The organism is Mycolicibacterium chengduense (assembly GCF_033741155.1).
Lineage (GTDB): Bacteria > Actinomycetota > Actinomycetes > Mycobacteriales > Mycobacteriaceae > Mycobacterium.
In genome coordinates this window covers 1,014,427-1,031,068 of record NZ_JAWQNH010000001.1, presented here as the reverse complement: position 1 = coordinate 1,031,068, position 16,642 = coordinate 1,014,427, and the positions used below count along the sequence as shown (strand labels likewise).

21 protein-coding genes are annotated in these 16,642 nt (G+C 67.9%); 7 read left to right on the top strand and 14 right to left on the bottom strand.

From position 1 onward, the window contains the following. Positions 1–14: 14 nt before the first annotated feature. Positions 15–434, top strand: coding sequence for a hypothetical protein (locus SBI67_RS05200; RefSeq protein ID WP_318979585.1), 420 nt, complete (start codon positions 15–17; stop codon positions 432–434). Here SBI67_RS05200 and dinB read toward each other — a convergent pair. Further along, positions 431–1,633 carry a DNA polymerase IV gene (dinB, locus tag SBI67_RS05195; RefSeq protein WP_318979486.1) on the bottom strand — a complete coding sequence of 401 codons (1,203 nt, stop codon included), beginning with the start codon at positions 1,631–1,633 and terminating at the stop codon, positions 431–433. The two genes, SBI67_RS05200 and dinB, sit on opposite strands and share 4 nt — an antisense overlap. Before the next feature lie 36 nt (positions 1,634–1,669). Next, positions 1,670–2,311, bottom strand: a complete 642-nt coding sequence (locus SBI67_RS05190; RefSeq protein ID WP_318979485.1) for a TetR/AcrR family transcriptional regulator — start codon at positions 2,309–2,311, stop codon at positions 1,670–1,672. Positions 2,312–2,388: 77 nt separating this feature from the next. Between SBI67_RS05190 and SBI67_RS05185 the strand changes: the two genes are divergently transcribed. After that, positions 2,389–3,858, top strand: a complete 1,470-nt coding sequence (locus SBI67_RS05185) for a flavin-containing monooxygenase (RefSeq protein WP_318979484.1) — start codon at positions 2,389–2,391, stop codon at positions 3,856–3,858. A 37-nt stretch (positions 3,859–3,895) separates the two neighbouring features. On the opposite strand, the gene rraA is transcribed toward SBI67_RS05185, so the two are convergent. From rraA to SBI67_RS05150, 7 genes are all read right to left on the bottom strand, one after another. Further along, a complete protein-coding gene (rraA, locus tag SBI67_RS05180) occupies positions 3,896–4,378 on the bottom strand; it encodes a ribonuclease E activity regulator RraA (protein WP_318979483.1) in 483 nt (160 codons plus the stop codon). A gap of 23 nt (positions 4,379–4,401) precedes the next feature. After that, positions 4,402–4,815 (bottom strand): hypothetical protein, encoded by a 414-nt coding sequence (locus tag SBI67_RS05175; protein WP_318979482.1) that lies wholly within the window; start codon positions 4,813–4,815, stop codon positions 4,402–4,404. Positions 4,816–4,876: 61 nt separating this feature from the next. Further along, on the bottom strand, positions 4,877–5,788 hold the full coding sequence (locus SBI67_RS05170) for a CopD family protein (protein WP_318979481.1): 912 nt from the start codon (positions 5,786–5,788) through the stop codon (positions 4,877–4,879). After that, entirely contained in the window at positions 5,785–6,288 is a 504-nt protein-coding gene (locus SBI67_RS05165; protein WP_318979480.1) for a copper resistance CopC family protein, read from the bottom strand. Before SBI67_RS05165 ends, SBI67_RS05170 begins: the two co-directional genes overlap by 4 nt. Next, on the bottom strand, positions 6,285–6,956 hold the full coding sequence (locus SBI67_RS05160; RefSeq protein ID WP_318979479.1) for a YcnI family copper-binding membrane protein: 672 nt from the start codon (positions 6,954–6,956) through the stop codon (positions 6,285–6,287). The genes SBI67_RS05165 and SBI67_RS05160 overlap by 4 nt, the downstream gene beginning before the upstream one ends. Positions 6,957–6,996: 40 nt before the next feature. Further along, complete coding sequence (locus tag SBI67_RS05155) at positions 6,997–7,506, bottom strand: hypothetical protein (protein WP_318979478.1); 510 nt, start codon at positions 7,504–7,506, stop codon at positions 6,997–6,999. A gap of 11 nt (positions 7,507–7,517) precedes the next feature. Then, the gene (locus SBI67_RS05150) at positions 7,518–8,186 is read right to left on the bottom strand and encodes a DUF6474 family protein (RefSeq protein WP_318979477.1); all 669 of its coding nucleotides are present in this window, start codon (positions 8,184–8,186) and stop codon (positions 7,518–7,520) included. 208 nt (positions 8,187–8,394) lie between these two features. Between SBI67_RS05150 and SBI67_RS05145 the strand changes: the two genes are divergently transcribed. The 3 genes from SBI67_RS05145 (at position 8,395) to SBI67_RS05135 (ending at position 11,197) form a co-directional block, all read left to right on the top strand. Continuing rightward, positions 8,395–9,438 (top strand): hypothetical protein, encoded by a 1,044-nt coding sequence (locus SBI67_RS05145; protein WP_318979476.1) that lies wholly within the window; start codon positions 8,395–8,397, stop codon positions 9,436–9,438. A 62-nt stretch (positions 9,439–9,500) separates the two neighbouring features. Then, positions 9,501–9,992: an ImmA/IrrE family metallo-endopeptidase gene (locus SBI67_RS05140; protein WP_318979475.1), complete on the top strand. Its 492-nt coding sequence runs from the start codon at positions 9,501–9,503 to the stop codon at positions 9,990–9,992. After that, complete coding sequence (locus tag SBI67_RS05135; RefSeq protein ID WP_318979474.1) at positions 9,989–11,197, top strand: hypothetical protein; 1,209 nt, start codon at positions 9,989–9,991, stop codon at positions 11,195–11,197. The genes SBI67_RS05140 and SBI67_RS05135 overlap by 4 nt, the downstream gene beginning before the upstream one ends. A 41-nt stretch (positions 11,198–11,238) precedes the next feature. Here SBI67_RS05135 and SBI67_RS05130 read toward each other — a convergent pair whose 3' ends face one another. From SBI67_RS05130 to SBI67_RS05110, 5 genes are all read right to left on the bottom strand, one after another. Then, positions 11,239–11,637 (bottom strand): helix-turn-helix domain-containing protein, encoded by a 399-nt coding sequence (locus tag SBI67_RS05130; RefSeq protein ID WP_024455859.1) that lies wholly within the window; start codon positions 11,635–11,637, stop codon positions 11,239–11,241. A gap of 437 nt (positions 11,638–12,074) precedes the next feature. Next, positions 12,075–12,788, bottom strand: a complete 714-nt coding sequence (locus tag SBI67_RS05125) for a TMEM165/GDT1 family protein (RefSeq protein WP_318979473.1) — start codon at positions 12,786–12,788, stop codon at positions 12,075–12,077. Positions 12,789–13,058: 270 nt separating this feature from the next. Then, positions 13,059–13,592, bottom strand: coding sequence for a peptidase (locus SBI67_RS05120; protein WP_318979472.1), 534 nt, complete (start codon positions 13,590–13,592; stop codon positions 13,059–13,061). A gap of 171 nt (positions 13,593–13,763) precedes the next feature. Further along, positions 13,764–14,387, bottom strand: coding sequence for a superoxide dismutase (locus tag SBI67_RS05115; RefSeq protein ID WP_318979471.1), 624 nt, complete (start codon positions 14,385–14,387; stop codon positions 13,764–13,766). 187 nt (positions 14,388–14,574) lie between these two features. Beyond that, on the bottom strand, positions 14,575–14,730 hold the full coding sequence (locus SBI67_RS05110; RefSeq protein WP_318979470.1) for a hypothetical protein: 156 nt from the start codon (positions 14,728–14,730) through the stop codon (positions 14,575–14,577). A gap of 485 nt (positions 14,731–15,215) precedes the next feature. Here SBI67_RS05110 and SBI67_RS05105 point away from each other — a divergent pair, with 485 nt between their 5' ends. Next, entirely contained in the window at positions 15,216–15,557 is a 342-nt protein-coding gene (locus SBI67_RS05105) for a rhodanese-like domain-containing protein (protein ID WP_266047186.1), read from the top strand. A gap of 20 nt (positions 15,558–15,577) precedes the next feature. After that, the gene (locus SBI67_RS05100; RefSeq protein ID WP_318979469.1) at positions 15,578–16,642 is read left to right on the top strand and encodes a DUF4328 domain-containing protein; all 1,065 of its coding nucleotides are present in this window, start codon (positions 15,578–15,580) and stop codon (positions 16,640–16,642) included.

Below are 16,642 nucleotides of genomic sequence, written 5' to 3'. Positions count from 1 at the left end.
CCGTGGGAGCGAATCTGGGCATCGATACCGTCGTCACGCTGCTGGCCACCGGCCTGATCTTCCTGACGGCACTGATCCTGGGGGCGTGGAAGTACCGGCAGATCGTCACCAGCCCGGATCATGCGGCCCACCCGTATGTCGACATCGCCCACCGCGCGGCCCTGCTGTACTCCTTCGCCGCGCTCGTGGTCGCCGTGTTCGTCGAACTCAGCGCCTGGCCCACCTGGCTGAACCTCACGGCCGCAATGGTTTTGGTGTTCTTCTTCGTGGCCGCCATCGCCAGCTACGTGCAGCACGGGATGCGTCGTGACACCACCAACCAGTTCGCCGAACCGGCCCCCGGTCTGCATGCGGGTATGGCCGCGTTGATGGTCGGCGAGATCGGTGGATTCGCCGTGCTGCTCGCCGGTTTCGTCGCGGCGCAGCTCGGTTAATCCGGCAGTATCGGCATCTCCAACCCCGGGTCGCGTCCGACCAGTACCCCACGGGTCAGCAGCGCGTTCCCGAATCGTTCGCGCACCCGGTCCACGGCGGCGTCGATCGCCACGGGGTCACCGCCCCCGCCGAACGGTAGTTCTAGCTGGGCCGCACCGTCGCGGTCGATATTCGACACCGCGAACCCGATGAGCGTCAGGCCGCGCTCGGCGATCACCGGCCCCGCCGCGCTGACCAGCTGCCGAGCCGCGGCCAGCACCACCTCTGTCGACGCGGTTGCCCTTGGCAGGGTGTGTGAGCGGGTGGCCCTGCCGAAGTCGTCGAAACGCAACCGCAGTACCACGGTGCGACCGGTGCGTCCGCCGGCTCGCATCCGGCGGGTGATCCGGTCGACCAAGTTGACGACCACCGCATCGATCTCGGTGTTCGACATGGCATTCCCGGCCCGTCCGAGGGCCCGCTGAGCGCCCACCGACCGGCGCCGTACCCCGGTGACCACGCGGCGTCGATCGATATTGCGGGACAGGCAGAACAATTGCCGCCCCATCGCGCCGCCGACCATCGCGGCCAGTGCCGTCTCGCTCAGTTCGGCCACATCGGCGACGGTGCGGATTCCGTGGATCTGCAGCTTCCCGGCCGTCTTGGCGCCCACGCCCCACAGGCTGCGCACCGGTAACGGGTGCAGGAACGCCAGCTCCCGATCGGGCGGAACCAGTAGTAGTCCATCGGGTTTGGCCTGCTGGCTGGCGACCTTGGCGAGAAACTTGGTCCGTGCGATACCGACCGTGATGGGCAGTCCCACCCGCTCCCTGACCTGATCGCGTAGCGCGGCCCCGATCTGCACCGGCGTCCCTGCCACCCGGCCGAGTCCCGACACATCGAGAAACGCCTCGTCCACCGACAGCGGTTCGACCACGGGTGTGGTGTCGTGAAAGACGTCGAATACGGCGCGGCTGGCTGCCGAGTACGCCGACATGCGCGGCGGCACCACGACGGCGTGGGGACAGAGCCGGCGGGCGAGGTGGCCGCCCATTGCGGTGCGCACCCCGTAGGCCTTCGCCTCGTAACTGGCCGCGAGCACCACGCCGGAGCCCACGATGACCGGGCGGCCACGCAGCGCGGGGTCGTCTCGTTGCTCCACCGAGGCGTAGAACGAGTCGAGGTCGGCGTGCAGAATGCTCGCGACCGGAACCGGCACTGACACGAACGTATGTTCGCATCGAGGTCCGACAGATCAGGCCTGGGTGCCGTAGATGCTGGTCAGCCAGATATGGGTGAGGGTGTCGACGACCTTGTCGTGCTCGACGGCCGGCTCCTCGCCGGCCAGTGTGGCCATCATGGTGCGCTCGTTCATCAGGTTCAACGACGTGGCGAGATCCAGCGCGGGAATGGTGTCCGGTGCCGCGCCGCGTTCGCGCTCGACCTTGATGAGCGCCGCCGTCATCGCGATCCACTTCTGCATCAGGCCCTGCCACATGGAGCGGAACTCTGGGCTGGTGGTCACGGCTTCGACACCGGCCCGCGCGGTGGCCGGATGCGACCCGAACGAACTGAAGAAGATCTCGATACCGCGCCGGATGGCCTGGCGCGGTTCGGTCGGCATGCTGTCCATCGCGTGGTCGAACCCGGTGTCGGCCAGGTTGATGAGGGGCTCGAGGAGCGTGAGAAGAACCGCTTCCTTCGAGGCGAAATAGAAGTAGAAGGTGGGCCGGGAGATGCCCGCGCCCTTGGCGAGATCGTCGACCGAGATGTCGGCGAACGCCCGACTTCCCAGCAGCCGGGTCGCGGTCGCGAGAATCGCCTGCTCGCGGTCGTCCCCGGAGGGTCGGGCGGAGCGGCGGCCGCGGGGGGCGCGGGCCTGGCTGGCGATGGTCACCCGGCTGACTTTACGCCATGTCGGAAATTTCGACACACTGTTGACCGACTCGACGCCGTGTTGATACCGTCGGTCCCATGAACGAACACTTCGATGTCGTGATCGTGGGTGCCGGCATCTCCGGCATCAGCACCGCCTGGCACCTGCAGCAGCGCTGCCCGTCCAAGAGCTACGTCATCCTGGAGCGTCGCGAGAACATCGGCGGCACCTGGGATCTGTTCAAATATCCCGGCATCCGGTCCGACTCGGACATGTTCACCCTCGGCTTCCGGTTCAAGCCGTGGACCTCGGCCCGCTCCATCGCCGACGGCCCGTCGATCTGGAACTACATCAACGAGGCCGCCGTCGAGAACGGCATCGACAAGCACATCCGCACCGGCCAGAAGGTGACCGCTGCCGACTGGTCCGACGCCGACAACCGATGGACCATCACCATCGAGAGCGACGGGCAGGAGAAGCAGGTCACCGCGTCCTTCCTGTCGGTGTGCAGCGGCTACTACAACTACGACCAGGGCTACTCGCCGACGTTCGTCGGGTCCGAGGACTTCAAGGGTCAGATCATCCACCCGCAGCACTGGCCCGAGGATCTCGACTACACCGGCAAGAAGATCGTCGTCATCGGTTCCGGTGCGACAGCGGTGACCCTGATCCCGTCACTGGTCGACGGCGGCGCCGGCCACGTCACCATGCTCCAGCGGTCGCCCACCTACATCGGGTCGCTGCCCCTGGAGGATCCGGTGGCGGTGCAGGCCAACAAATACCTGCCGAAGAATCTCGCGCACTGGGTCAATCGCTGGAAGGCCATCGCCTACAGCACCGGCCAGTACCAGCTCGCGCGGAAGTTCCCGGGTGTCTTCAAGAAGGCGCTGCGTGAAATGGCAACGCGCCGCCTGCCCGAAGGCTTCGACTACGACAAGCACTTCAGCCCGCGCTACAACCCGTGGGATGAGCGAGTCTGCTTGGCGCCCAACGGCGATCTCTTCAAGGCCATCCGCTCGGGTAAGGCCGATGTCGTCACCGACACCATCGACCGGTTCACCGAGACGGGTATCAAGCTCAACTCCGGTGAGGAGCTGGCGGCCGACATCATCATCACCGCAACGGGTTTGAACATGCAGCTGTTCGGCGGGGCGAAGGCGCTGCGCAATGGTGAGCCCATCGACCTGACCAAATCGATGACCTACAAGGGCCTGATGCTCTCCGGTGTGCCGAACATGGCCATCACCTTCGGGTACACCAACGCGTCCTGGACGCTGAAGGCGGACCTGGTGTCCGAGTTCATCTGCCGGGTGCTGAACTACATGGACGAGAACGGTTTCGACCGCGTCGAAGCGCAGCATCCCGGTGCGTCGGTGGGCGAAGAACCGTTCATGGACTTCACCCCCGGCTACTTCCGCCGCGCCATGGACACCCTGCCCAAGTCCGGCTCGAGGGCGCCGTGGCGGCTCAAGCAGAACTACTTCATCGACCTGCGCACCATCCGGTACGGCAAGGTCGACGAGGAGTCGCTGCACTTCACCAAACACCGCACACCCGCGAAGGTCTGACGGGTTTCGACAGACACCGACTCGGTGCGTGGTCGGCTCAGGAAGGCGAGACCACCACGATTCCGTCCTCGTCGCTGTAGGCGATATCGCCGGGGACGAACGTCACCCCGCCGAAGGTGACCTCGACATCACGCTCTCCCGCACCGGTTTTGGTGCCCTTGCGCGGATTGGTGCCCAAGGCCTTGATCCCGACGTCGATGGTGCGCAGCGTCGAGGCGTCACGCACCGCGCCGTGCACGATGATGCCTGCCCAGCCGTTGTCGCCGGCCAGGCCGGCGATGATATCGCCGACCAGTGCGGTGTGCAGCGAGCCGTCACCGTCGACGACGAGCACGCCGCCGTCGCCCGGCGTCGACAGGATGGACTTCAGCAGGGCGTTGTCCTGGAAGCAGCGCACGGTGGTGATCGGGCCGGCGAAAGCGGTGCGGGCGCCGTAGTTCTGCAGCTGCAGATCACAACTGCGGACGTCGGGATAGATCTCGTCGACCAGGTCGGCGGTCGCGCGGGGTTCGATGCTCACGCCGTCGATGCTAGCGAGGCAGCTCAGTCCTGTTCGGACCCGCGGCGGGCCAGGTAGACCACCAGCACGGCAAGCAGGGCGGCCGCCACGGCTGCCACCACCGGCAGACGGGACTGATCGGGAGCGGCTGTCGGTACGGCGGTCAAGGGGGAGGGCACCGAGGCAACAGTCGACTTCGCTTGCGCTGCCACCTCTTTGACCGGTGACGGCTGCTCGGGGGCGGGTGGCTCGGCCTTCTTCGCCGGAGCGGCCTTCTTGGCCGGAGCCGCCTTCTTCGCGGGTGCCGCTTTCTTGGCGGGTGCGGCCTTCTTGGCCGGTGTGGCCTTCTTCACGGGAGCCTTCTTCGCCGGCGTCTTCTTCGCGGGAACCTTCTTGGCGGGAGGGACCGGCGGCTGCTCGGTCGGTGTCTCGTCGGGCCGGTCCGGCTCGTCGGCCATGGGGGGCGCTCCTTCGCTGTTTCGCACAGGCAGTGGCTCCATCATGCCAGCCGGGCCATCCCTATCCGGAGACCGCCAGCGCCGCCGCCAGCGTCAACGTCACCATCATCAGGGCCAGCTCCGGGTAGGAGCGCCGGCTGGAACCTTCCGCCGTGACCCGATGTCCGCGCGCAGAGGGCAACCAGCCGGTCCGATTGCGCCAGGCCAACACCATCAGCGCAGCGGTGAGCAGCACCTTGGCCAAGAGCAGCCGACCGTAACCGGTGCTCCATAACTGCGCGGGTCCGTCGAGGGTCACCATCGCGCTGCCGACGCCGGCGACCAGCAGCACCACCACACACCACAGTGAGAGCACCGAGAACCGCGGCAGCATACGGGCCCACCGGCCCCGATGCCCCACGGTGAACACCAGTGCGGCCAGCAGGCCGCACCACACCGCGGCCGCCAACGCGTGCAGGGTGACCGCGACGCCGCCGAACGCGTTCTCGGAGAGGTGGCCGGCAAGCGTGCGTGCCGTGGTGCCGATCGCGGCGATGCCGGCGACCGCCACGCCCCCGGCCGGCGTGCGCACCGTGACGGCGAGCAGACCCACCAGCGCGGCGGCCAGCACGCAGATCAGATCGGCCCGCCCGGCCACCGTCGACATCGCATAGTCGACGGTGGTCCGGGCGCCGAGCGCATCAAGGGGGACCGCCGCGGTGGCGGCGGCCGCGGTGACCAATCTGATGAGCTCGGCGGTGAGCCAGACCGCGACCGCGACCACCAGGGCCGACGAACTGCGCCGGGCCAGCTCGTCGCGGTAGCGCGGTGTCTCCAATGCGGGCACCAGCGCCAATCCCAGCACCAGCACCGCACCGATATCGGCGGCGGCGCGGGTGACGGTCGCGGCGAGCGCCGGCTGCGGGTAGGTCAACGCCCACGCCAGGGCCAGACCCACCGCCAGGACGGCGGCGCCGGCAAGCGCCTTTCTCACGGTTGCCGGCGCCGACTCCACCACGCACCCGCTCCGATGATCGCCACGGCGAGGACGACGAACGGCCAGATCGGGAATTCGTCCGCACCGGAGCGAGGTGCGGCCACCGGCGGGCCGGGTGTCCCGGTGCCGGCGACCGTCAACCGGAACGACCACGACCCACTCACGACATGGCCGTCGGCGGAGGTCACCCGGTAGTTGGCGGTGTAGGTGCCGGCCGGGCCGAGCGGACGCAGATCGACCTCGACCGCCGGTCCCTGCACCCGCGCCTCGCCCGTCGACCACAGGTTGCCGTCCGGGCCGACCAGGGTCATCGAGGCGAACGCCGTCTGCAGTTGTTCGTTGAAGGTGGCCGTGATCCGGGTCGGCCCGGCGGTCAGCACCGCGTCGGGAGCGGGATCGCTGGACACCCGCACCGCATGCGCCGAGGCCACCCCGGCACCCAGCAGCGCCGCCACGGCCAGCACGGCGCCGATCAGCCCGAGGGCCCGCCACCTCATGCGCGCCGCCGTCCGATCAGCGCCACCGCCACGGCGACCGCGGCCAGCGCGAGCGCGCCACCGGCCAGCCAGCGGGCACCGTTGTCCGCTCGGCCCGCCGGCTCGACGGCAGGCTGGGCGGCCACCGTAGGTGCGGGCTGAGGGGCCGCAGAGTGCCCGGCCTCGGGTGTACCGGTCAGGGACAGCTCCGGCGCCGGGTACTCGGGCTCGCCGCCGCCCGGCAGCGGCGGCTGATCCCAATGAACGACGGTGCCGTCGGAGTAGGTCTGGGTGGCCGGGAAGGTGACGGTGTCCTGGTTCGGCAGGGTCACCGAAATTTTGAACGACCCGAATTGCTCGGGGGAGATACCGACCGGCGGGGTGGCCGTCCAGGTGACCGACCGCACGGTGCCCGCGGCATTGTCGCGGTCCAGTCGCGCGGTCCAGCCCGGCATCAATTCGGTGCGCGCGGAGGCGACATTCGGCAAGGTCACACTGAATTGTGTTGTCAACGCCCCCTTTTCGGATTCGCCGGGCACCCGGAAGGTCAGCACGGCGGTGTCGCCGGGGTGGGCGTCGTCGGCGTCGACGTGGACGTGTGCCGATGCCGGTGCAGCAGTGATAAGGGCGGCGCCGGCCGCGGCCAGCGTGAGGAGGGCGCGCGCGGGCGCCCGATGGGGATAACGCATTTCGGTTGTGGGCTTTCTGGGTCGAGGGTCGGTTGGGCGGTCAGGCCGCAACCGGTGGACCCCGATGCGATATGGATGCCCGAACCAGCAGGGCCGACTGCAGCGGTTGACCGGCGCTGCGATGGGCCGCCGCGGTGAACGGCACCCGCGGTGACCGCGGCCCGGTGATCACCGCAACGGTGCGCGATAGTGCCGCGCACAGCCGCTCCCCGACACCGACCAGCAGCGCACCGGCGCCGACGGCGATGATGTGCGCGACCAGCATGGCCGCCGGGTTCACCTGAAGATGGGAATGGCCGTCGATACCGAGCAGCTGATGGCCGGCGGCCTGGCCGGCCGCCAGCACCGCCGCCACGGTGACCACACCACCGCGGGCGACGGCGGCCACCGCCGCCACGGCGCCCGCCAACACCAGCAGTGCGGCAACGGCCGCACCCCCCGGGAAGACTCCCGCAGCGGTGCCGTGAGCGGCCAGTGCCAAGGCGGCCGTCAGCGCCCCGACGGCGACACCACGCAACAGCGCGGGCCGGCGGGGCGGTGCGGCGGTCATGATGGGCCGGCTCAGCCGATTCCGAGCCGGGCGAGCAGATCGGCGTCGATACCGTCGAGCTGCGCGCTGATCGCATCGTGGGCGGCGGCGCGACGCTGGGCGGGCATGTTCTCGGCGGCCGTGACCGCTGCCGACAGGTCGGTCAGCCGATCGGTGATAGCGGTGACGAACTGCTTCGTCTCTGCGTCCTTGGGTTTCTTGGCCGCCACCTGTTGCAGCGTCTGCTCGGCACCCGCGATCCGGGCGGCCAGCGCCGCCCCGTGCCCGGAGAACTGGCCGAGCTGGCTCAGCGGAACCCCGAGACGGTCGGCGCGGCGCTGATCGAGGAAACCGCGGGCGGCCACCGCGGCGCGGTAGGCCAGCGGCACCAGAATCGGTGCCAGCAGCCGCGATACGGTCAGGGTGCGGCGAATCCGAGTGGGGGAGAGCAGTTTGCCTTCACGCGCGGCCTTGAGCTGAGCCTCGGCAACCTTCAGTGCAGCCTGGTCGCTGTTGCGCTGCGCGCGCAGCTGGGCCTTGAGAGCCCGGGATTGATCCTTGCGGTCGGCCTTGTAGCGGCGGGCGTCGTTCTTGGCCGCGAGCTTGGCCTCCAACTTGGCTTTCTTCGTGGCGGCCGTCTTGATGGCGCGGGCCTCGGCCCGGCGGGTCGCCCGGCTCTTGCGTCGCGTGAACAGGCCCATCGGCGTTGCCTCCCGGTATGTCGTCGACTGCCGTGATCACCGGACGGCAGTGTGGCCAACACTATCGCCCGTACCACGCGTCGGCCCCCGGTGTCCTCCCGCACCACCGTGATCCCGTCTGCAGCAAACATTTTGGCCGCAATATGCGACAATCGGGTAAATTTCTGCCGCCGGCGCGTGCGTGGGGCAGGGAGGGGGTGACGACGTGATGTCGCGGATGCGAGTCGCGGCGGCAACCTGTCTGGTCGTGTCCGGCCTGTTCGTCGGTAGTGCCTGCGGTGCGGTCGCGTTTGCCGGCCCGGACGAAAGCAATGGTGCAGACGGTGCCGGTGGCACCGGTGACAGTGCGAGCGACACGTCTTCGGGCGCCACCGAACCCGACCCGGGCCGTACCGACGCCACCCATCCGCGTCGGCCGGGCGAGCACCCGCAGCCGCCCCGCGTGACCGTGGGCAACGGACGAGACAGCACACCGCCCAAGACGGGTCCGGGTGCCGCGGCGGACAATCCCAGCAAACAATCCGAGACGGCCGGGAGCGGTCCGTCCGGGACCCCGAGCCCGTCCGCCGGCGAACCGCAGACGTCCACGGACCCCGGAAGCCCCAGCGACATAGACGACCCCGACGACCCGGACAATCCCGCCGACTCGGACGATCCGGACGATCCCGACGATTGCGACCAGGAGGGCAAGCACTGCCTACCCTGGTGGTGGCCCAAGCCGGGGGCGACGAAGTCCGGCAACGGCAATGGGGGACTCGGCAGTGCCGCGCCGCGGCCACCGGCGGTCAAGCCGGTGCGCCCGCCGGTCATGCAGTTACCCACACCGGCCCCGAACGGGGTGCCGGCGTTGCCTGCGATCGTCCTCCCACCGCCTGCGTTGCCGGTGATCGAGCCGGCGGCGCCGCCCGCTGTGGCCGGTGGATCCGGTGGCACTTCGCCGTCGGTCCGGCCACCATCGGTCCTGCCGCCATCCGCCCTGCCGCCACCGGAACCGCCCGTCCGCGTTGCGTCCCCGCCACCGCCACCGCACCCACCGGTCCAGGCGGTTGACAGGGCCGTCGTGTCCGCGTCCTACCGCGCGGGGTATGGCGACTACCTGCGCACGGCCGACACCCCGCACGTGGTTGCCGTGGCGGTCCCGGGAGTCACCGGAATGATGTTGCTCACCGCGGCGGGTGGGATCATTGGCTACCGACAGGCGCGCTCGGCGCTCACCGTGAGTTCCCGACGGTCGGCCAGATTCACCAGTTGACCGGAATCGCTCGCCTGCGCCGCGTTGCGGCACCATAGTGGAAGCATCGGAAGGAGGTCGAAATGCCTGCTAGTCGCCGCGTGACCAAAGCTGTCAGCGCCGTTCTGGACCTTGCCCCGCGCAAGGGCGAGGTGTCCGTCCCGCGGTTGGTGGAGGCCGTCAGCGTCGACCGCGGCCGGCCGATCGAACTCAAGATGGCGGAGCTTCCGGCCGGGGTGTGCGGGCAATGGCGACAGTACGCTGACCACGACGTCTTCCTCATCCAGAAGGGATTGCCGGCGTGGGACCGCACGTTGGCCCACGAGCTCGGTCACCTGGTGTTGGGGCATGACGGCATCCCGGTGGTGGAGGCGGCCCTCGGAGCGACGGAATTGGCCGGGTCCGACCTCATCGGCTACATGCTCAACCAACGGACCGGCTGCATGGGCCCGGCCGGTGAGGATGCCGAGCAGGAGGCAGAGGATTTCGCCGCGTTGTTGATCTATCGACTCGGCCGACTGCCGTCGGATCGTTCGTCGATGGTGCAGGTGCGGCTCGGAGAGGCGTTTGGTTGATCGTCTGGGTGCTCGCCGGCCTGCTGGGACTGGCGACCGGCTTGCGCATCGGTTGGGCCCTGGTCAACAAGCAATCCCTGGTCAGCAGCGCGATGATCCTGGCGCTGGGCAGCCTCGGCACGGTCGCGGCGTTGAACTGGCAGCCCTTGACCCTGCTCATCGACACCGCACTGCACTGGCCCAACATCGCCGTGGCATTGAGCCAGGTGGCGCTCATCTCGTGTGCGGCGGGCAGCTGCGTCATGATCACCACGGTCGCCTCCGACCGTAAGCCGACGACCATCCGGCGCATCGCCATCGCCCAGTACGTGGTGGCCGCCGTCATCGCGGTCGTCACCATGGTGGCGTTCTTCGTCTCCGGCCAGGAACCCGAGATGGCTCCGGAGGAGTACCTGCGCCGCAATCTGGGATCCGCGGGCGGATGGTCGGCATGGCTGTTGCCCCTGCTGTACGTGCTGCTCGCGCTGACGCTGGTGGCCTGGGCCGGCATGCGTCATTCCAACCGGACCCGGCGCGGGCGGGCGTTGTTCGTGTTCAGCATCGGCATCGTGCTGATCGTGCTGGCCAGCGCGTTCTTCCTGTTACGGGCGGTGGGGACCACCGGGCTGCTGGGCGTCGGCTCGGCCGCGACACTGTTGGGCTGCGCCATGCTGGTAGTGGCGGGCGGCTCCCTGCTGCCCAGCGTCGAAGACTGGTTCGGCGCCCGCCGGGAACTGCGCACGGTGTCGCCGCTACTGGCGGAGCTGAGCCTGCGGCACCCCGATGTGGGCATCGGCGTGCGGCCCCGCGGGCCGCTGTTGTTCCGGGTGGCCGAACAGATGTCGCTCATCTCAGACTCGCTTTACCTGGAGGCCACCGCAGCCGAAGCAGTCCGCAGGCGGGTCGCGTCGAACGGATCCGCGGCATCCGACGACGCCGACGACACCGAAGACGTGGTGGACTTCGCCGATATCGCCGAGCTGGACGGTCCCCCCGTCCCGGCGGAGGAGCAGGCCAGGGGCATCGCCCAATGGATCTACGACGGTCGCGGTGCGGGCCGCGATGCGGCCAACGCCGAGTTCCCGGGGCTCAACTGGCTCAGGCAGCCGGCGACCTTCTCCGACCGGGAATGGATCCTGGCGATCGCCGAGCAGTATTGCGAACTCGAACGCAGCGCTTCAGAACACACCGGGCCGGAACGCACAAACGGTGCCACCGAGCGCTGAACGCGCGGTGACACCGTTTCCGGCGACCAGACGAGGTCTGGTCAGCTGTCGAGATTCTCCTTGCGGCGCAACTCGTCGGCCTTGAGCGCCAGGTCCTGCTGCGACTCGGGCGACAGTCCGACGGTGCGGGCGGCGATACGGCGCACGCCCTCGTCCCGCATGTTGGCCAGCCAGGTCAGTTCCTTGTCGAGCTTCTCGTAGTACTCGTCGTCGGTGAAGTACGCCGGCTTGATGCGGAAGAAGTTGGCCAGCGCGGCCATCGTGGCAACCGAAGGATTGGTGCGGTTACCCGACCGAAGCTGTGAGAGATACGGAGCAGACATCGTCACGCCCTCGGCCTTCAGCGCGCCGATGACCTCAGCAGATGTATGCGGGCCGCGCCCCGGCGGGTAAACCGTCTCGAACAACCGGTTCAGCCGGGCGGCGAACGTCTTGCTCATCTAACTTTCCTCCACATAACTCACGAGTGTTGCACGCCAGTCTCGTATTTGCTGATCATCGTAGCGAGTGATGTCGCCACAACCAAGTGCAAACCACTTAAAAGTCGGACCATGCAGATCGAGCATACGCCGCTAGGCCCCCCAGCAGCACGTCAGGTAGTTTCGGAAACCCAGGACCGCCGGTCCGGTTAACAAAAAAATGACGTATGCGTTGTTTTGCCCGAAGTGATGCCCTACGACACGTTGTCGCAGGGTGGTCGGGGCCCTCACTCGGTCGCGGGTACGGTCCGCAGCAAAGCGGAAAAGTCGATTTGCTGCTGGCACTGGCGAAATATGGGTCGTCACCGGCAGCAGATTCCGTCGCGCCACGTAGCGAAGAGGGCCAGGCGGTCGACAAGCTACTGTCATCCGATCGGATGACAGTAGCCAGGGGTGATTCAGCGATATTCCGGCGACGAATCCCGTGCCGACGAACCGCTCCCCGCGGACCCGCCCTTGGCGCGCCGATACCGAACCAGCGCGGTCCCCACCGCGGTGAGTGCGACCGTGCCCGTCACCACCACGGCCACCCAGGGCAGCCGCAGGGCGTTGTCGAAGAGGATCCACAGGCCGAACAGCGCGAACAGCACCGCGGCCATGCTGTGCAGGAAACGCTCCGGGAGGCGGCGGTGCAGCAGTGTCCCGGCGGCAATCGCCACCCCGTCGGCGGCCACCATGCCGATCGTCGCGCCGATCCAGACGCCCGCCCAATTGTGGTCGCTGGCAAGCGCGACCGTGGCCAGCATCGTCTTGTCCCCGAGTTCGGCCAGGACGAACGAGGAGACCACCGCGAACACGATGAACCGCGGTTCGGCCACCCGGACCTCGTCGGTGTCGTCACCGGTGGCGCGGCTGTCGCGCCAGGTCCACACCGCGAAGAGCAGGAAGGCGATGGCGGCGGCGAAGGCGATGGGGCGCTCGGGCAGTGACATGCCCAGGAAGTGGCCGATGGTGACGGACAGTCCGTGCACCAGGAAGGCGGCGATGCCGACCCCGGAGAGCACCACCCACCACCGATGCCGAAGGGCGTAGGTCATGGTGATCAGTTGGGATTTGTCGCCCAACTCGGCGACGAACACCACTCCGAGGCTGACGAGTGCGGCACTGAGCACGGGGACGACCTTTCGACGCGGCGCCGGCCGACCATGTGCTGATGGTCTGCAGGCGTTCGGTCGAAGGTCTCGCCCACCGCCCTCGGATGCAGGAGCGGTTCGCCGGCCGGGCCTGCGCACGTGGAGGTGCGCCGCCAGTATGTCGACACGACGATTGGGGGCTACTCCCCTTCGCTGATGTCACCGACCATAGCTGTTGTGCGGCAACGGCGCCATCTCAGGCGAAGGATTCGGATGCCCGTACTTTGTTGCGACGCAATGCGAAAAGCGTTATGCGGCAAGCAGCATTGCCAGGATGGCGGTATCCGGATGGCTGATGGGGTCCACGCCGACGCGGCTGACCATCGAGGTGATCGTCCCGTCGGACTCGGCTTCCACCCAGGCCGCCCGGTGTTCCAGGCCCAGATGCGGCAGGCCGGGTAGCAGCACGCAACCCGAAGCGGCGCCGGTGCATTCGGGCAACGACGGTGTCGTTTCCGAAGGTGGATGCAGCATCAGCAGGGCCGGCGGTTGGCGATCGGCGAAAAATCCTGGGGGAACAGCGGATTCACCCACCACAGTGCCTTCGGCCAGTACCAGGCCGACGGTGCCCGGGGCGGGTTGCTCGGGGAGTTCCTCGCGGACACCGAATATGGTTGTGGTGGAGAGCAACCCGGGCATCGAGGCGACGCGCACCGCCACCATCAGCAGTTGGGCCCACTCTTTGGTCGAGTCCGGCCAACGCCCGGAAACCACAAAGCCTTTCAAACAACCACGAGCATGGAATGGGGCGATCTCCACCGCCCCTTGGGGTCCGGTCTCCATCTGGCCTCCCGACAGTGCTGGAACGCTGACGACACTGCTGTGGGTCGATCCGCCAAGGATGAGGCAGGACCTGGCTAGCACGCAAGAGGACACGAGTGCCAAATGCGGCGGGCCCCGCACGCCGCCCGGTGAGGCGATGGCGTGCGGGGCCCGAATGGCGAGCCGGCAGGCTCAGCCGAAGATCAGACCGCCGGTCTTGGCGGTGGCCTTGGCGAACCGGTCCTGGACGTCGGCCCAGTTGACGACGTTCCAGAACGCGGTGACGTAGTCGGCCTTCACGTTCTTGTACTGCAGGTAGTAGGCGTGCTCCCACATGTCGACCTGCAGCAGCGGGATGATGCCCAGCGGCACGTTGGCCTGCTGGTCGTACAGCTGGAAGGTCAGCAGCCGGTCACCGAGGCTGTCGTAGCCCAGTACCGCCCAACCCGACCCCTGCAAGCCGTTGGCCGCGGCGGTGAACTGCGCGCGGAACTTGTCGAACGAACCGAACTGGTCGTCGATCGCCTGCGCCAGCTCACCGGTGGGCTTGTCACCGCCGTTGGGCGAGAGGTTCTTCCACCAGATGCTGTGGTTCACGTGCCCGCCGAGGTGGAACGCCAGGTTCTTCTCGTTCAGGAAGATGGCCGACTGGTCGTCCTTGGCGCGGGCTTCCTCGAGCTTGGCCAGCGCATCGTTCAGGCCTTTGACGTACGTGGCGTGATGCTTGCTGTGGTGGATCTCGTTGATCTGTCCGGAAATGTGGGGTTCCAGGGCGCTGTAGTCGTAATCAAGCTCCGGGAGGGTGTATTCAGCCACCGGCTTCCTTCCTAGTCATGTGATCCGCGGTCATGCGATCCGTGTCTGGTGGATCGCGGTGGAGTTCGGCGTCGGGAATCTCGACAACAAGCTCAACACCATCCTTGCTCGATCACGGCTGACACCGCAAGGACGTGTGCCATTACCGCACACGGGGAATAAAACTCGCCGTCGTCAGGTCGATGACTCAGGTCAACACGATGAGGGCGAGCACCGCGAGGAGGACCAGTGCGATCACGCCGGCGCGCAGACATGCCATGGCCTGGTTGCCGTAGAGCCGCGATGTCCCCTGCCAATCCGACGGCGGCACGGCGGATCCCCGGCCGATTGGGTGCGCTGCCATCACAAGCTCCTGACCTGCACGATTCGAAACATCCCCCAGTGAGATCTGTCACACATCTGTAGTGACGGTGATCATAAACCCTTAGCTGCCCCGCGGGAAATCCGGAGGCCTCACCGGGCCGACACGTTTGAAAACGGGCGGCGGTGGGAAGACCGAGTAGTTGGTGAATTTTTCGTGAAAGTTAGCTGAGCAACCTTTTTCGCTCAGCGCTGCCCCGACTTGTTGATGACAGTGCTGCTAGGGGCGCAGGTTATCCACAGCCGGACTGCGGAGTCGCGTGCGTGCGGCCGTGCTGTGGCACCCAGTGCCTGTGGATGAACCTGTGGAAACTGTGGATAGACGAATCATTGCTGTTACGTCAAGTTGACCCACTGCGACCGGCTGAAGCGGCGCTGAACCGGCCCAGCGGGCTCGACCCCATGCCAGCATGGAATCCATGACCCGACGCCTTGCCCCTCCAGCCGGACCGACCACAATGGGTGCCCATGTCTGACGGTGACGTGGCGCATGCCGACGTGAAGGACGTCCCCCTGCAGTTCGGCGACGCGGTGGTGCTGCTGGACGTCCGTGAGGACGACGAATGGCAGCGTGGCCACGCCGCCGGTGCCCAGCACATTCCGATGGGCGATGTGCCCGCGCGGATCGACGAGATCGATCGCGACGCGACGCTCTATGTCGTCTGCCATGCCGGCGGGCGGTCCCTGCGGGTGGCCCAATACTTGGCCAGGGAAGGGTTCGAACCCATCAACGTGACCGGCGGAATGCTGGCGTGGGCGCAGGCCGGACGGCCGGTGACCACCGACAGCGGTACCGCGGGCACGGTTTGAGCACGCCGTAGGCTGGACCGGTGATTCAGGTCTGCGCCCAGTGCGGGACGCGGTGGAACGTCCGCGATCGCCAGCGGGTCTGGTGCCCACGATGCCGGGGCACGCTGTTGGCTCCCGGTGTGGTGCCGCCTGTCCCGCCGCAGCCGGGTAACCCTGATCCGCGCTGGCGACCGCCGGCCGGCGCGCCGAGCCGTCCGTCCGGCCCGCGCCAGCCCGGACCACTGCCGCAGGGGTTCAAATGGATCGCGGTGCGCCCCGGCGCTGCGCCGCCACCCCGGCGTCAACGCCGCCCCTTGGGGCCCACGCCGCGCTACGCGAGCACCCCGCGCTGGAGCCTGTACGGGCCGACCGGTGACTACGCGCCCGCTGCGGCCGTCGATACCGTGGCGGCTCGCGGTCCGTCCGCGACCATGGTCCGGGCCACCCTGGTCACCACGATGGCACTGTTGGGGTTCGCCGCGGTGATGCACATTGCGCGCTATGCCCTGCTGCTGATCAATCGGTCGGTGCTGCTCAATCCAGTGCTCGCCGGGGTGGTCACCTGGGCCGGCGTGGTCGCCAGCGCACTGGCGCTGTTCGGCGTGATCGTGACCGCCGTGGTGCTGACAAACTGGCTGATCGCTCGTCGGGCCGGTGTGTTCGCGCACAACGGCGGTGCGGATCCGCGGTCGAAATGGCAGTTGTGGGCGGGCTGCCTGGTGCCACTGGTCAACTTGTTCTGGGCGCCGGTGTTTCTCATCGAGCTGGCCCGGGCGGAGGGCCGCACGGGGCTGCGGATCACGGCGTGGTGGATCACCTGGGTGTTCAGCACGGTCGTGTCAGTGATGTCCATCGCGACGAGCTTCGTCAGCGATGCCCAGGGCATCGCCAACAACACGGTGACCACCACCATCGCCTATCTGCTCGCGCTGGCCGCCGTGGTGTTGGTGCTACAGGTCTTCCAGGGCTTCGAGAGCAGGCCGGTCGACCGGCCCGTCAAGCGCTGGGTGATGGTGGCCACCGACCCGCACGACGAGCAATCCCCGGCGTCGGACGCTGATTCCGCGCCACCGGTTGAGACCGAAGACCAGAACCCGGCAGCATAG

Excerpts from the sequence above, each read along its gene's own strand:
- SBI67_RS05185 (WP_318979484.1), top strand. The coding sequence starts at position 2,389 with ATGAACGAACACTTCGATGTCGTGATCGTGGGTGCCGGCATCTCCGGC.
- SBI67_RS05175 (WP_318979482.1), bottom strand. The coding sequence starts at position 4,815 with ATGGCCGACGAGCCGGACCGGCCCGACGAGACACCGACCGAGCAGCCG.
- SBI67_RS05165 (WP_318979480.1), bottom strand. The coding sequence starts at position 6,288 with ATGAGGTGGCGGGCCCTCGGGCTGATCGGCGCCGTGCTGGCCGTGGCG.
- SBI67_RS05160 (WP_318979479.1), bottom strand. The coding sequence starts at position 6,956 with ATGCGTTATCCCCATCGGGCGCCCGCGCGCGCCCTCCTCACGCTGGCC.
- SBI67_RS05155 (WP_318979478.1), bottom strand. The coding sequence starts at position 7,506 with ATGACCGCCGCACCGCCCCGCCGGCCCGCGCTGTTGCGTGGTGTCGCC.
- SBI67_RS05150 (WP_318979477.1), bottom strand. The coding sequence starts at position 8,186 with ATGGGCCTGTTCACGCGACGCAAGAGCCGGGCGACCCGCCGGGCCGAG.
- SBI67_RS05145 (WP_318979476.1), top strand. The coding sequence starts at position 8,395 with ATGTCGCGGATGCGAGTCGCGGCGGCAACCTGTCTGGTCGTGTCCGGC.
- SBI67_RS05140 (WP_318979475.1), top strand. The coding sequence starts at position 9,501 with ATGCCTGCTAGTCGCCGCGTGACCAAAGCTGTCAGCGCCGTTCTGGAC.
- SBI67_RS05130 (WP_024455859.1), bottom strand. The coding sequence starts at position 11,637 with ATGAGCAAGACGTTCGCCGCCCGGCTGAACCGGTTGTTCGAGACGGTT.
- SBI67_RS05120 (WP_318979472.1), bottom strand. The coding sequence starts at position 13,592 with ATGGAGACCGGACCCCAAGGGGCGGTGGAGATCGCCCCATTCCATGCT.
- SBI67_RS05110 (WP_318979470.1), bottom strand. The coding sequence starts at position 14,730 with ATGGCAGCGCACCCAATCGGCCGGGGATCCGCCGTGCCGCCGTCGGAT.
- SBI67_RS05105 (WP_266047186.1), top strand. The coding sequence starts at position 15,216 with ATGTCTGACGGTGACGTGGCGCATGCCGACGTGAAGGACGTCCCCCTG.